The organism is Luteibacter sp. UNCMF366Tsu5.1 (genome assembly GCF_900119235.1).
GTDB classification, from domain to species: domain Bacteria; phylum Pseudomonadota; class Gammaproteobacteria; order Xanthomonadales; family Rhodanobacteraceae; genus Luteibacter; species Luteibacter flocculans.
In genome coordinates, this window is sequence record NZ_FPIS01000003.1 from 46745 (window position 1) to 60526 (window position 13782).

At 64.2% G+C, this 13782-nt stretch carries 14 protein-coding genes; 6 read left to right on the forward strand and 8 right to left on the reverse strand.

What is annotated here, in order from left to right; all coding sequences use genetic code 11:
• The first annotated feature begins 116 nt into the window (after window positions 1-116).
• From BT115_RS14045 to BT115_RS14060, 4 genes are all read left to right on the forward strand, one after another.
• Entirely contained in the window at window positions 117-908 is a 792-nt protein-coding gene (locus tag BT115_RS14045) for a helix-turn-helix domain-containing protein (RefSeq protein WP_072323258.1), read from the forward strand.
• A 60-nt stretch (window positions 909-968) separates the two neighbouring features.
• A complete protein-coding gene (locus tag BT115_RS14050; RefSeq protein WP_072323259.1) occupies window positions 969-1358 on the forward strand; it encodes a VOC family protein in 390 nt (129 codons plus the stop codon).
• Window positions 1359-1591: 233 nt separating this feature from the next.
• Window positions 1592-2065, forward strand: a complete 474-nt coding sequence (locus tag BT115_RS18480) for a hypothetical protein (RefSeq protein WP_143144576.1) — start codon at window positions 1592-1594, stop codon at window positions 2063-2065.
• A gap of 157 nt (window positions 2066-2222) precedes the next feature.
• Window positions 2223-3125 carry a hypothetical protein gene (locus BT115_RS14060; protein ID WP_255369443.1) on the forward strand — a complete coding sequence of 301 codons (903 nt, stop codon included), beginning with the start codon at window positions 2223-2225 and terminating at the stop codon, window positions 3123-3125.
• Between the two features lie 9 nt (window positions 3126-3134).
• Here the strand turns inward: BT115_RS14060 and BT115_RS14065 are convergent, their stop codons facing one another.
• Both BT115_RS14065 and BT115_RS14070 read right to left on the reverse strand, forming a co-directional pair.
• Window positions 3135-3911, reverse strand: a complete 777-nt coding sequence (locus BT115_RS14065; RefSeq protein ID WP_072323262.1) for an OBAP family protein — start codon at window positions 3909-3911, stop codon at window positions 3135-3137.
• Window positions 3912-4032: 121 nt separating this feature from the next.
• On the reverse strand, window positions 4033-4317 hold the full coding sequence (locus BT115_RS14070) for a hypothetical protein (RefSeq protein WP_072323263.1): 285 nt from the start codon (window positions 4315-4317) through the stop codon (window positions 4033-4035).
• A gap of 207 nt (window positions 4318-4524) precedes the next feature.
• Between BT115_RS14070 and BT115_RS14075 the strand changes: the two genes are divergently transcribed.
• Window positions 4525-5427, forward strand: coding sequence for a LysR substrate-binding domain-containing protein (locus tag BT115_RS14075; RefSeq protein WP_072323264.1), 903 nt, complete (start codon window positions 4525-4527; stop codon window positions 5425-5427).
• A 71-nt stretch (window positions 5428-5498) separates the two neighbouring features.
• On the opposite strand, the gene BT115_RS14080 is transcribed toward BT115_RS14075, so the two are convergent.
• Both BT115_RS14080 and BT115_RS14085 read right to left on the reverse strand, forming a co-directional pair.
• Entirely contained in the window at window positions 5499-5765 is a 267-nt protein-coding gene (locus BT115_RS14080) for a DksA/TraR family C4-type zinc finger protein (RefSeq protein WP_072323265.1), read from the reverse strand.
• A gap of 79 nt (window positions 5766-5844) precedes the next feature.
• On the reverse strand, window positions 5845-7311 hold the full coding sequence (locus BT115_RS14085; protein ID WP_083527492.1) for an alpha-L-fucosidase: 1467 nt from the start codon (window positions 7309-7311) through the stop codon (window positions 5845-5847).
• A 122-nt stretch (window positions 7312-7433) separates the two neighbouring features.
• Between BT115_RS14085 and BT115_RS14090 the strand changes: the two genes are divergently transcribed.
• A complete protein-coding gene (locus tag BT115_RS14090) occupies window positions 7434-8987 on the forward strand; it encodes an MFS transporter (protein ID WP_072323267.1) in 1554 nt (517 codons plus the stop codon).
• Window positions 8988-9064: 77 nt separating this feature from the next.
• Here the strand turns inward: BT115_RS14090 and BT115_RS14095 are convergent, their stop codons facing one another.
• From BT115_RS14095 to BT115_RS14110, 4 genes are all read right to left on the reverse strand, one after another.
• Window positions 9065-9988: a copper resistance protein B gene (locus tag BT115_RS14095; RefSeq protein ID WP_255369444.1), complete on the reverse strand. Its 924-nt coding sequence runs from the start codon at window positions 9986-9988 to the stop codon at window positions 9065-9067.
• Window positions 9985-11670: a copper resistance system multicopper oxidase gene (locus BT115_RS14100; RefSeq protein WP_072323268.1), complete on the reverse strand. Its 1686-nt coding sequence runs from the start codon at window positions 11668-11670 to the stop codon at window positions 9985-9987. The genes BT115_RS14095 and BT115_RS14100 overlap by 4 nt, the downstream gene beginning before the upstream one ends.
• Before the next feature lie 90 nt (window positions 11671-11760).
• The gene (locus BT115_RS14105; protein WP_072323269.1) at window positions 11761-13236 is read right to left on the reverse strand and encodes a S8 family serine peptidase; all 1476 of its coding nucleotides are present in this window, start codon (window positions 13234-13236) and stop codon (window positions 11761-11763) included.
• On the reverse strand, window positions 13233-13775 hold the full coding sequence (locus tag BT115_RS14110; RefSeq protein ID WP_072323270.1) for a hypothetical protein: 543 nt from the start codon (window positions 13773-13775) through the stop codon (window positions 13233-13235). The genes BT115_RS14105 and BT115_RS14110 overlap by 4 nt, the downstream gene beginning before the upstream one ends.
• Window positions 13776-13782: the final 7 nt, after the last annotated feature.

Sequence of the window (13782 nt, forward strand, 5' to 3'; positions counted from 1 at the left end):
TGAACCATGCCATGCGCGGCCTGGGCAGCTAGCAAAGGAGCTATCGGCGACGATCGATGCGGGACAGGTGAGTCGTCCAAAGCTAAGCTTCGTGCATTCAGCCACCCAGGCCGCGCATGCGCTATCGCTACATTGAACAACCTGCCTGCGACGATGCTCCAGACGCGGTCATCGAAGCGCTGTGGGAGACATCGATCATTTCGCCCGGAACCTACGTGGTGTTGCCGGACGGGCGCATGGACCTTGTTGCGCGCTGCGACGTTGCGGTGGCTGGCGAGGAGCGCGTGGTCTCGGTCGCGATCATTGGTGCATCGAGTCGACCGAACCGCCTTCCCGTGGAAAAGGATCAATGGTTTATCGGCGCGCGCTACTCGCCTGGATTCGGCGCCTGCCTGGGCGTCGCGCCCTCACGGGTGGCCGATGCTGCGCTGCGCGGCGATGACGTGCTCGTTGCGCTCGGCGATGATTTGTCTCCCCTCATGCAGGCTCGCGGCCTGCCGCAGATACGCGCCGCATTTCGTGCCCTTGCGCTGCGACGTGCCGCGATGGCGGCCGCCTTGCCTGAACCCGCTCGCATCGCTATCGAACGACTGCATCACAGTGCCGGTACGGTCGCGATCAGCGAACTGGCTTCGCTAACGGGCACGCCGGCGCGCACCTTGCGCCGTCACGTGCGACAAGCGATCGGCCTGCCGCCGAAGACATTCGCCGGCATACTGCGTTTCCATAAGGCCATGCGAATCATGAGCGCGGAATCCGCCCCCATGTTGGCCGACGTTGCCGCCGCCTGCGGCTACAGCGACCAGGCCCACCTGACGCGCGAATGCCAACGCTTCGGTGGCTTCACCCCAGGCCAGCGAACACCCGTCACCCTCGTTACGATGCCGCTCGGATCGTTGGCCGATTGATTCAAGCGTCGCCGTCGAGCGGCCCTTACCATGCGGGCTGATCTTCACAGGGAGTCCGCCATGCGCTTCGGCTACACCATTCTTTACGTTCCTGACGTTCCGGCAGCCGTCGCCTTCTACGAAGCGGCCTTTGGTCTGCACTGCCGCTTTCTGCACGAGTCCGGCATGTACGCCGAACTCGAAACCGGAACAACTGCGCTGGCTTTCGCCCACGAGTCCATGGCCGAGGCCAATGGACTGATCATCGATCACGCGACGCCGAACAAATCCGCACCACCGATGGAAATCGCCTTTGTCACCGAAGCACCCGAAGCCGCATACGCTCACGCAGTGAAACATGGCGCATCGGTCATCCGTCCCATCGAAGAAAAGCCCTGGGGCCAGCGCGTCGGTCACGTGCGTGACCTGAACGGCATCGTCGTCGAGATCTGTTCGCCGATGGGCGGGTGAGACGTACATGCCGCGCGCCGCTCCGCTGGAAGGCCTTCCGAAAGCTTCCGCGACCGATCCGTTACGCGCACGTTCCGATGCATAGACGCGGCAGCGACACGCGTGAAAGCGCATCGCATTCGATTCAGCGACGTGTTTCCGAAAGGGGTATCGCCTTGCGGTGGCTTCATCACCGTCCGTGCAAGGTGATGCGACGTCCACTTTTGGGCGTCGCAATCACACGGGAGACCGTCATGAAAAAGATCCTTATGTCCGGCTTGGCCCTTTCGCTTGCCGTGGTCGGCACGTCCGCCATGGCACAGTCCGCGGCGTCCGTGGGCCAGAACACCGACCCGCAGGACAAGCACGGAGCGCAGACCCAGGACCGCACTCGCAGCGGTAGCGGCCAGCAAGATGGAACGTCGAATGGCGGCGCGCAAAACGACTCGTCGAGGATGGGTTCGCAGGGCCGCGATTCCTCCGGCATGGACACGCAGAGTGGCGGCTCGTCGTCCAGCAGTGACGCGGCCGGAAACGCCGGCACGGGTCATCACCGCACGCGGTCCGGCTCATCCAGCGGCACGTCGGGTTCGGGAAACACGAGCGGCGGCACGTCGACGGGGACGTCGGGCGGTACCAGCGGTGGCACGTCCGGAGGCACGCAGGGCGGCACGTCGGGCGGCACCTCCGGTGGAACGTCGACGCCGACCTCCGGCGGCGGTCGCTGATCCGCTCGCTCGCGCTGCAACACGGTGTATGCCAGGAAGCAATCCAGGCTCCCTGGCACCGCGGGAGACCGTGACTAGCGTGAGATAGCCGAGCGATGTCATGGACCGAGCGACGCCGCGTCCTCTGTACAAGCCAGCGAAACGATGGCCTGCTTAGATGGACCGGATCACGTTACTCGGGGCGGCCGTTATGCAACACATCCTCCTGCAAACCACCATCGAAGGCGACAGGGACGACTGGCACATTGGTCGTTTCAGTCTTCTGAAAGCGTTCCTGGAGAGCCTTGTCGATGAGGACGGCGCAGCGGCCTTCCGGGTCACAGCGCGAAACCGCGCATCACTCGGCGCGCCCGACCCGGTGCTCTCTACGCTTCCCGACAGCGATGTTCGACAGGTGTGGCTGTTCGCGGTCGACACCGGCAACGGTCTGACCGCCGAAGACTGCGCCGGGTTGAGCGAGTTCCGCCGTCGTGGCGGCGGGCTGATGGTGACGCGCGACCATATGGACCTTGGCAGCTCCATCTGCGGACTGGCCGGCATCGGCGCGGCCCATCACTTCCACACGCACAACCTGGATCCCGATGCGAGTCGGCATTGTCGTGACGACATGGCGACCGCCGATATTTCCTGGCCGAACTATCACTCCGGTGCCAACGGCGACTTCCAGCAGGTGGACGCGGTCGGCAACGTGCATCCGGTGCTGCGCGATCCCGAGTCGCCGTCCGGCGTCATTGCGTTCCTGCCATCCCATCCGCACGAGGGCGCGGTCGATGCCCCGGCCGGGGACGCGAGTAGCCGCGTGATTCTGAAAGGGCGTAGCAAGATCAGCGGGCGGGATTTCAATCTTGCCGTCGCGTTCGACCCTTCCGACGCAGGCGGCCCCGCCATCGCGGAATCGACCTTTCATCATTTCGTCGATTACAACTGGGACACGGCGGCCGGTTGCCCCTCCTTCGTCTCCGAGGCGCCGGGCGATGGCATGCGTCGCCATCCCGAAGCGCTACGCTCGACCCATCGCTACGTCAGGAATCTCGCCTTCTGGCTCGCAGGCCGGGCGTGAGGCTGGGGTTCAATGCTCGCTCTCGGGCTGCGACTTGGCTCGCGAGGGCTGGTGACCCTTGGCGCCACTTGTCGGGTCAGCGAACTGCACCACCTCGCCTTCTTGCCACGCATCGGCGCCCGGCTCGACCGGTGGCGGTTTGATGTCGGCGCGCTCCTTGCGTTTCTCCGCCGTGTTCACGCCAAATCGCTCATCGCGTGTGCGCACCATCGCCGGATCGATCTGCCCGTCCTGAGTGAATCCCATCATGAGTTGCGGCACGCCCAACGGCAGTTGCTTGTCGAGATCCGTATGCCAAGTGTGGAAAGTCTTGCCGTAGGTACTGGCGAGCTTTTGCATCAGCGCGTGTTCTGCCACCTCCGGAAGCCCCGGCGCAACGAGTTCGCCGGAGGTTACCTCGTACGCATGACTGTGCCATAGCGGCTTCTCGTCATCGGGAAGCGCCCTGAAAAGTCGGGCGCTGATGATGTATTCCACGCCCATGATCTTGGCGTTCTTGTCGTTACCGTCATAGATGACGCACTGATTCACTTCCTCGTTGAGCGCCGAGCAATAGTGATGCGCTTCCATCTGGCTATCGCGGTGGCCGTTGTAGAAGTGGAAGCCGTCGAGGTACATGTCGAGCGCACCTATGGGGGGCGCTCGCTGCAACATCGCAGCGCCGACTTCGAGTGCCTTCGTCTTCGTCGACTTGTCCGCACCCGGCGCCTGCACCGGCGATTCGGTATGACCGCCACGGCAGGCGGCGAGCAGGACGACCAGCAGAGACGGGATGAGTTGTCGCATGGGTGCGCTCCAAGAGGACCTGCGCACACCGTTGCGCGACCACCGGCAAGAGGTGGTACAGATAGCGAGGAGCGGCATTACACCTTGCTGAACAGCGCGCGGCGAAACCGCGCCGATGCCGTTATCCGTTCGCGCTCACGCCATCGAGATCCGCTTCGCCACGCTCTTCGATGACAGCACCCACCGCCTGCAGCGTACTCACGCGTTTGCAGATATCGGTGGCCACCTCCTCGAACGACCGCGATGCGCCGAGGATCTCCGCCGGAGGTACCCCGGTGCCTGGAAAAACGGCATGCCAGAACCAACCGCTCGGCTCACGAGTGGCGGCTACCTCGGCGATCAAGGCGAGACCGGTTCGGTCGGTGCAAGACACACGGAACCGGCGTGCATGGGGCAGGGTATTCATAGGGAATTCTCCATCTGACCAGAGGCCAGGGCGAATTCCCCGTGGATGCTGGCACTCGACTGGCCCGCATCGTTCTCTCAGACCAGCCTCTCACGGACACGCCGAGCGTATGTGAAATTTTCGTGATGACCCTAGGAATAGGCGCTCGCCTTTATCCTTGCGCCCGAAGCGGGATATAAGCGACACATACTTGGCCTGTGCGCAACGATGAACATCACGCTCGACGAAATCCAGAACTTCATTGCCGTGGTCGATACGGGGTCGATCACCAGCGCTGCCCAGCAACTCGACCAGACGGTATCGGCGGCGAGCCGCACATTGGGCAGGCTGGAGCAGAAGCTCAACACCACGCTGCTGCGGCGCACCACGCGGCGCCTCGAACTCACCGACGAGGGTGAGGTGTTCCTCGAGCGCGCCCGTGACATCGTGGCCGCGGTGGAAAGTGCCGAGGAGCAGATGGCCTCGCGACGCGCCCGGCCTGCCGGGCGGCTTCGTGTCGATGCCGCATCGCCGTTCATGCTGCACGTGGTGGTGCCGTTGATTGCCGGATATCGGGAGCGCTACCCCGATGTGGCGCTGGAGTTGCAAAGCAGCGAGGGTTACATCGACCTGCTGGAGCGCCGTACCGATGTGGCCCTGAGGATCGGACGGTTAAAGGACTCCACCCTGCACGCGCGTCCGATCGCGACGAGCCAGATCCGTTGCCTCGCCAGCCCGGCTTACCTGCGTCGCCACGGCGCGCCGAAGCACGTGGCGGATCTGGCCAAGCACAGCCTGCTCGGCTTCACCGAACCGGATTCGCTCAACGAATGGCCTCTGCTGGATGGGCAGGGCCAACCGGTCCACATCAAGCCGACGATCGGTTCGTCCAGCGGCGAGACCCTGCGCCAGCTCGCGCTGGAGGGGAATGGCATCGTCTGCCTGTCCGACTTCATGACGCGTGTCGATCGTGAGGCGGAGCGGCTTGTCCAGGTGCTACCGGAGCAGACGGTAGCGTTCCGCCAACCGATCAATGCGGTGTACTACCGCAATACAGCCATCTCGGCCCGGATCGCGTCGTTCGTGTCCTATCTGGTCGAGGCCATCGGGGAGAACGGCTTCGACGGCTGAGGCCGCCTGGCGGCTATGCGGCACGCTATCGACATCGCGCTCGCGGACGGCCGAACATACCCCGAGGCACATCAGCGGAGCTGGCTGTCCTTGCTGCCGCGGCGGTTGTAGCCACTGAAAGCGGCGGCATCGCGGTCTGCCGCTTCCTGGCAGGCCACGCAAAGCCTGACCCCGGGCACGGCCTTGCGCCGTGCTTCCGGTATCGGCTTGTCGCATTCCTCGCAGCGCTCCAGGCTCGGCCCTTTGGCGAGTTGGCTGCGCGCGCGCTTGACCGCGTCCTCGATGGTGGCGTCGATCTGATCCTGTACGGCGGTGTCGCCCGCCCATCCGGTCGCCATGGTTCACCTCCCGGGCGTTGCCCCGATACCTGAAAATGGTGGCAAGTCCCGGGTTCCCAAGTCGTGATGGCAGCGTGTTTCAGGCGCGAGGTTCGTCGTAAAGCCCGAATTCCGTGATACCGGGCTGCTTGCCGTTCAATCGGAGGCGGACCCTCTGGGCCGTCGTGCGCGGCAGCTCATGAAACTGGTACGGCGCCGGCTTTCCGCCGGAGACGAGGGCCACCCAGCGCCCATCGCGCTCCGCCTCCACCGCGTACGACGCAATGCGGCTCGTGTCGCCATAGTCTTCGGCATGCAGCGGCTCTACGATCGACACCGTGTTGAACGACACGGGTGCATCGAAGCGCACCTCGATCCATGCGTCTTCCTTGCCGCGATCGGCAAGCCAGTAGGTGCGGAAGTTATCGTCGAAGGCCTGGTCGGGACCGACCGCTTCGTCGCTTACGCTGGCCCAGGCAGGGCGGCCAGCTGCGAGGTCCGGCGTGGTGATGGTGACCGAGCGGCCAATCTTCGGCGCGGGACCGGGGTTCTTCCAGAGCTGGCCGATCTCGGCCAGCCGGGCCACGGCGTTGTCGTCGAAGCGTCCATCGCGGTTGGGTGCGACGTTGAGGATGAGATTGCAGTGGTTATCGTTGAACGGCTTCAGCCACTCCTCGACGATCGTCTTCGCCGATGCCAGTTCCGACGTGGGATAAGCCTTCTTCCAGAACCAGTCGCTCTGCAAGGTGGTTCCCGACTGCGACGGCACGGGGCTGTTCGGAGGGATCTTCTGGCCGGCGTGTTGCTCGTACTGCTTGATGTCCGTGTAGTACAGCGCTGTGCCGGGGTAGCTGCCCGCGTTGTGATCGGTGAGCAAGCAATCGGGCTGCAACGACTTCACCAGATCGTAGATCTCGCGATACGCAAGCTCCGCATACGAAATGCGCGACCACGAGGCATTCCAGCCATCGAGGATCAGCGCCGTCAGCGGTCCGTACTGGGTCAGCAATTCGGTGAGCTGAGCCTTGATGAGGGCGATCTTCTCCGGCGTGACGGTGCGCGCGCGAATGTCCTGGCGCAGATCGAGAATGGAAAAGTACAGACACACCTTGAGACCGGCCTTGCGGAAGGAATCCACATAGCGGCGCACCACGTCGTGTGGAAACGACGACTGCATGACGTTGGCGCTGCCCGTCTTCGTCGGCCAGAGGCAGAACCCATCGTGGTGCTTGGTGGTGAGGCAGGCATAACCCATGTTGGCGGACTTGGCCGCGCGCGCCCATTGATCGGTATCGAGGTGTTTCGGATCGAACAGCGTCGGCGACAACGTGGGGTCGCCCCATTCGCGCTCCTCGAAAGTCGCCATGTTCAAGTGGATGAACATGCCGAAGCGCAGGTCGAGAAAGGCCTGTTGTAGCGCCAACAGCCGTTCGGAATCGACGATGACGTGCGACTTCGGCGTAGCTGGTGCGGCCGATGATGCTGCAAAGGCTCGCGCCCCCGGCCACAAGCTGCTGCCGAGAGCACCCGCGGCCGCCAAGGCCTTCGTGAATTCACGTCGATTCAATGCCCCGCTCCCCACGTCGTGTGATCCTCGAATGTCGCCGGATGGTCCTGGCCTGTCAACGCGATATCGTCGTGCCTCGGATGTACAAGACAGAGGTTCGCCCGAGCGAGTAGCCTCGGCCCATGACCGGCTTCCCTATCCTGCACGGCGAGAACGCTGAGGACGACGCCGTTGCCTGCAGCGAGGCGTCGAGGCGGTGGACGCTGGTCGCAGCGATCGTGGGATCGGGCATGGCCTTCGTCGATGGCACGATCGTGAATGTGGCGCTGCCAGCGATCCAGCGCGCACTCGATGCGACCACCGCGGACGCGCAGTGGGTGATGGAAGCTTATGCGCTGCTGCTCTCTGCGCTGCTGCTCGTTGGTGGTGTGTTGGGCGATCGCTACGGCCGGCGTCGCGTGTTCGTGATCGGTGCGGCCGTCTTCACGCTGGCCTCGCTTGCTTGTGCCGTCTCAACCTCCGCAGGTGCGCTCATCGGTGCTCGCGCATGGCAAGGATTGGGTGCCGCGCTGCTCGTGCCGGGTAGTCTCGCTCTTATCAGCAGTGCGTACCCGAAGGCGCGCCGCGGAGTGGCCATCGGTACGTGGTCCGCTTTCAGTGGCATCACCGCGGCGGCCGGCCCCGTGATCGGTGGTTATCTGGTGGAACACGTGTCGTGGCATTGGGCGTTCCTGATCAACGTGCCGTTGGGCGTCGCGTTGGTAGCCATCTGCCTGTGGCGCGTGCCGGAGAGCCGCGGAGCGCAGACAGGGCAGCTCGATATCATGGGCGCGGTGCTGGCGACGCTCTGTCTGGCGGGGGTCGTGTTTGCCTTGATCGAAGCACCGACGCGTGGGTGGTTGGCGCCGTCGGTGGTGGTCGCGGCAGTCGGCGGCGTCGTGGCATTGCTCGCGTTCGTTGTCGTTGAACGGCGGTCGATCTCGCCGATGCTGCCGCTGTCGTTGTTTCGCCATCGCGAGTTCGCGTCGGCCAATGCGCTGACGCTTCTGCTCTACGCCGCGCTCGGCGGCAGCCTCTTTTTCATTCCGCTCAATCTCATTCAGGTGCACGGCTATGGCGCCACAGCGGCAGGCGCCTCACTGCTTCCGACGATCCTCATCATGTTTGCGCTGTCGCGCTGGACGGGCCGGCTCGTGGATCGCGTCGGCGCGCGGCTGCCGCTGATGGTCGGGCCGCTGGTCGCGGGTGCAGGCTTCGCGCTGTATGCGTTGCCGGGCATCGATGGCAACTACTGGACGACGTTCTTCCCCGCGAGTTGCGTGCTGGGGCTCGGCATGAGCATCGTGGTCGCGCCGCTCACGACGACGGTGATGAACGCTTTGCCGCCACAACATGCTGGCACGGCGTCCGGCGTGAACAATGCGGTCTCGCGCACCGCGGGCCTGCTCGCCATCGCTGTCTTCGGCGTCATCCTCACCGTGGTTTTCAATGACTCGCTCGATACGCGACTGGCGGCACTCACCTTACCCGGCGACGTCGTCCGCGAGATCGGCGCACAGAGAGCGAAACTGGCAGGTATCCAGATCGGCGATCCACAAGCACGCGAAGCGATCGGCGTAGCGTTCGTGGCGGGGTTTCGTGTCGTGATGCTGGTTTCTGCCGCGTTGGCCGCGCTCTCGGCCGTCATCGCCGCCACCACCCTGCGGCCCGATCGACCGATCGCGGCGAGTCGGTAGCGACGTTGTCTATTGCACGCGTGTCTTCCGTTGTCGCCTGTCCGCCGCATCACATCTTGCGGCCAGATGCTGCGTGTTCAGAACCAAAGGCGAATGCCGGCCACCCAGCGGCGATCCGTGATGCGTCGGCCCGCGTCCCTCGCGAGATCCGCCGTGCCGCCTGTCAGATGTTCCCAAGTCACGCCGACATAGGGGGCGAACGATCGACGGATTTCATAACGCAGACGCAAACCGCCATCCACACTGGATAGCCCCGCACCGATCTCGCGCAACGGATCGGCCTTGCCGTACGCGTTGATCTCAAGCTCCGGCTGCAGGATCAGACGCTGCGTCAAACGCAGTTCGTACTCCACTCGCGCTCGTGCGGCCGTGCGGCCGTCCGCACCGGCGTACAGCGTCGCCTCGACTTCGAACCAGTAGGGTGCCAGCCCCTGAATGCCAACGGCAGCCCAGGTACGTGCCGGGCCTTCGCCGAAGTCGCGGCGCACACCGAGCTGCGTGTCCCAGAACGCCGCCACGGCATGGTTCCAGAAGGCTTCGACGTCGCCGTCCTGTGGGCGACTGCCCGTGCGCTCGCCTTCGCTGCGCAGCCAGAGTTTGTCGGTGTCGTTGCCGTACCAGCCATCGGCCTCCCACGACTGACCGTGGCTGCCTTTGCCAGCGAAGCTCTCCAGGTTATCGAGCAGCAGATTGGCAACGGACGAGCGATCGTCCATGTCCATCATCGTCATACCTTCCATGCTGGACGGTGCGACGCCATCGGACCAGTCTGGACTGCGCGCGTTTGATGGCGCCGCACCGCCCTGCATGGCGCCCATCGACATCGGGGCGTCGTCGTGGGCATCGGCGTGCGCCGGTTGAGCGTGTTCGTCTTGCGCCGGGGGCGAAGCCGGTACGTCGCCGTGACCCATGGCTGCATGATCCATAACGGACATCGACTGCGCGTTAGCAATACCGGGCGCGGCAAGAGCCAGCGAGAGGATGATTGCGCGCCAGTTCACGACACCACCACTTCGCGGAACATGCCGGCTTCCATGTGGAAAAGCATGTGGCAGTGGAAGGCCCAATGTCCCGGGTTGTCGGCGGTGACGGCATAACTCACCTGCTGCGCGGGCTGCACGTTGACCGTGTGCTTGCGCACCTGGAAGCTTCCGTCGGGTGATTCGACCTCGCTCCACATGCCGTGCAGGTGAATGGGGTGATTCATCATCGTGTCGTTGACGAGGCGGATCCGCAGCCGCTCGCCCTGGCGGAAGTGCACGGGCGTGGCGGATGAATACTTCACGCCGTCGAACGACCACGCGTAGCGCTCCATGTTGCCTGTCAGATGCAGCTCGATGGTCCGCCCCGGTTCGCGATCGTCCAGCGGGCCGCCGAGGGTTCGCAGATCGGCGTAAGTGAGCACGCGGTGCGTGCGCTCGCGCAGTCCTACGCCGGGATCGTCGAGGTTCGTGCGCGGCATGTCCACGCGCATGTCCACTCCGGGCCCGTATTCCGTGCGTGCGTGGTGGGCCATGGCCATCGGGCCGGCGTCCGCTTCACCATCCATGGCGCCCATCATGTCGCGCATCGACAACCTTGGGCGCGGATCGAGTGCGGGAACGGGCGCCGTCATGCCGAGACGCGGCGCGAGCGTGGCACGCGCATAACCGGACCGATCGATCGACTGCGCGACGATCGTATAGGCCCGATCCTCACGCGGCTCCACCAGCACGTCGTAAGTCTCAGCGGCGGACAGGCGCAGTTCGTCCACGTCGACCGGTTCGACGTCCTGGCCATCCGCGGCGATAACGCGCAGGCGAAGGCCGGGAATACGTAGATCGAAGATCGAGTTGGCCGACCCATTGATGACGCGAAGGCGCACGCGCTCGCCGGGACGGAAAAGTCCCGTCCAGTTGCCGGCGGGGGAGGTGCCGTTGATCAAATAGGTATAGGTCGCCGCCGAGACGTCCGCGAGGTCCGTCGGGTTCATTCGCATGCGGTTCCACATGCGCCGCTTGTCCATCGCAGCGGTCACACCGTTCGAACGCACGTCGCGAACAAGATCCGCCAGGGTGGGCTGGCCCATGTTGTAGACGTCACTGCGTGATCGCAACGACGCATAGATGCGCTCGGGGTCTTCGTCGCTCCAATCGCTGATAAGCAGCACGTAGTCGCGATCTGCGGCGTGGCGCTCGCCGCCCTTGGGTTCGATCACGATGGCGCCATAGAGTCCGCTCTGTTCCTGGAAGCGACTATGCGCGTGATACCAGTAGGTACCCGATTGCCGAACGGGAAACCGATAGGTGAAGGTTTCGCCCGCTGGAATACCTGCGAAGCTGATACCTGGCACGCCGTCCTGGTCCGCAGGCACGACCAATCCGTGCCAATGGATGGACGAAACGGTGCCGAGTTGGTTGTGCACATGAAGGGCGACTGTTTCGCCTTCCCGCCATCTCAGGGTGGGGCCCGGCACGCCGCCATTGACCGTCACGGCCTGCCGCGAACGGCCCGTAAAGTCGACCGTCGCCTCGCGAATCATGAGATGGGCGTCGGGACCGCCGACTTCCTGTAGCGGGGGCATCGGCGATGTTGCCCGCGCGGGACGAACGATGCCCAGGCCCAAGCCAATGCCGGCGATCGTCAGTCCCTGGACGAATCGTCGGCGTGGTAGCAGAAGAGACGGCTCGTCGAAGTCGCGCATTGCTATAGGAATCGGTGGCATGGAGCTGCGAGAGTAGCGAGCCGTCAGGATGCGCGACAACTCTCGACAGGGCTCCATGCGGTCCCCGCGCTAGTTCGACATGCTCTCCACGCAGTCATCGATCGCAACGAAGGCCTTCTTCAAGTCCGGGTGCGTACCGATCACGGCCGAGTCGTTGTTGTCGAAGCTCGTGCCCGTGCTGCTGAGCAAGGTGCGCACTTCGGTACCGCTCAACGGCAGATGTTTCGCCTTGGCGTAGCTCGAAGCGCTCGCGGCGGCGCCGCCCACGATGGCAGCCGCCGCCACGGTGCCGCCGTGGATGTCGGTGTATCCCTCGACCTCCTTGCCTTCGATTACACCAGGCCCGATCGTTGCGGTGAGTACGTCTTGGCAGCTCCAGCTCGCACTATCGACACGCGAACCGTAGTTGCTCGACGGAGAGCGCCTCCCATCCTTGGCGCAGATACCACCGACGAGGATGGCGCCCGAATCGCTGTGAGAGCGACTGAATCGACCTGCAAAATCCGCATGATCGAGATCGATACCACTGTCGCCCACATTCTCGACGACCACTACGCCCCGATCGGTCAGATGCTTGATGGCATCCGCCCAGGCGGGCATGTATTCCATCGGCAACCTGCATTCGACACGACACCCTGCAATCGGTGCGGCAGCCGCGGCGTAAGAAAGGGTCAGCACGTCGCCGCGATTCAGGTATCGCGCGAGTTCGACAAAGTTCTCGATATCCAGCGATGCATGCGCCAGCCTCGCCTTGTTGGCGATACCGATCATGCCCTGTCCGTCGGCGACGGCCGCGAGGATGCCTGCCGTTGCCGTGCCAGCGCTATCGATCATATAGGGACCGAAATTGCGAGCCGAATCCGGAAGGTCCGGGTGGCGGTCGTCCCAGCCACCCGGCTCCATGGTGATGACGGTGACGTTCTCGCCCTGCCCGCCGGGCAGGCGACTCGCGTAGTGGAAATCGACGCCGCCGAGCCTATAGCCCCGCATGGGCGCGTCCGGTGCGTAGAGATAGAACTGCCGGTTGCTCAGATCAGACGCGGGATGTGCGGCCTTAGCCAGACCGTCTCGCACGCGCGCCTGATGGCTTCCGGCCGCGTGAGGTGATTCGACGGGCACGGGGCGCAGCTCGGGGTAGACGAGATCGACATCGTCGCGCGCGGCCAGCGCTTCCATGTAGGTGTTGATGCGATCCGTGTCCAACGTTGCATCCGTAGGCAGCACCACGCGGTAGTAGCGTCCAAGGCCCCGCGGATCATCGCGCTTCCCAGTCGGCGCTTGCCCCGCGTGCATAACGCCGAACAGAGGGAACACGTCGAGCCGCTGCTTTGCAACGGGCGACAGGCTGCCGCTTATCGAGTCCTGGACACCGACGGCGTCGCGAGAAGACAGGCCTTCACTCACCTTGACGACAATGAAGTTGTACGAAATTCCCGTAGATGCGCGAAAGTCCACAGTGCCAGCGGTCGCCGACGGCGTACCGAGCGCCAGGCTCAGGGCGATAGCGAGAGTAGCGATGGTGAGGGTACGTTTCGTCGTGTTCATGGCGTCTCCTTGAGCATGGCGTGCGCAGCGTCGCTGTTGCGGCGGCTTGTCGTCGACGCGGATGAGAGGAAGGGGCAGACCGGTCGCCGCACGGCGATGCGTGCATCGACAAGGTCGACGACGGCCTGCTCATGGCCATCGAAGCCGGCGGTCGCGAGCCGGCCGGTGCGCAGGTCGCCGCCCCGTTCCACGGGGCCGGTGACGACCAGTTGGACCTTCGCCGCACCCACATACGATTTGATGATCCACCCCATATAGAGCTGCTCGGGCGCCACCGCCTGACCGGAGTTGTAGTAGTCGAAGAATGTGCGGATGCCGATGCCTTCCACGTTGGTATCGTAGACGCCATCGCCGAACGCGCTTGGCGTGGTGAAGAGATGCAGGGACGAAGTACGCGTGGGATGGAAACACGTGACGAGAAACGTGTATTTGGGAGAGCCCGTTCGCTCAGCCAGGACCGTGCCCGGCTTGGCGTCCTTGGGAACAGTGACCTCGCCGAAAGAGATGGTCTGGGTCGCACCTTGGCTGGGATGCGACAAACATTGC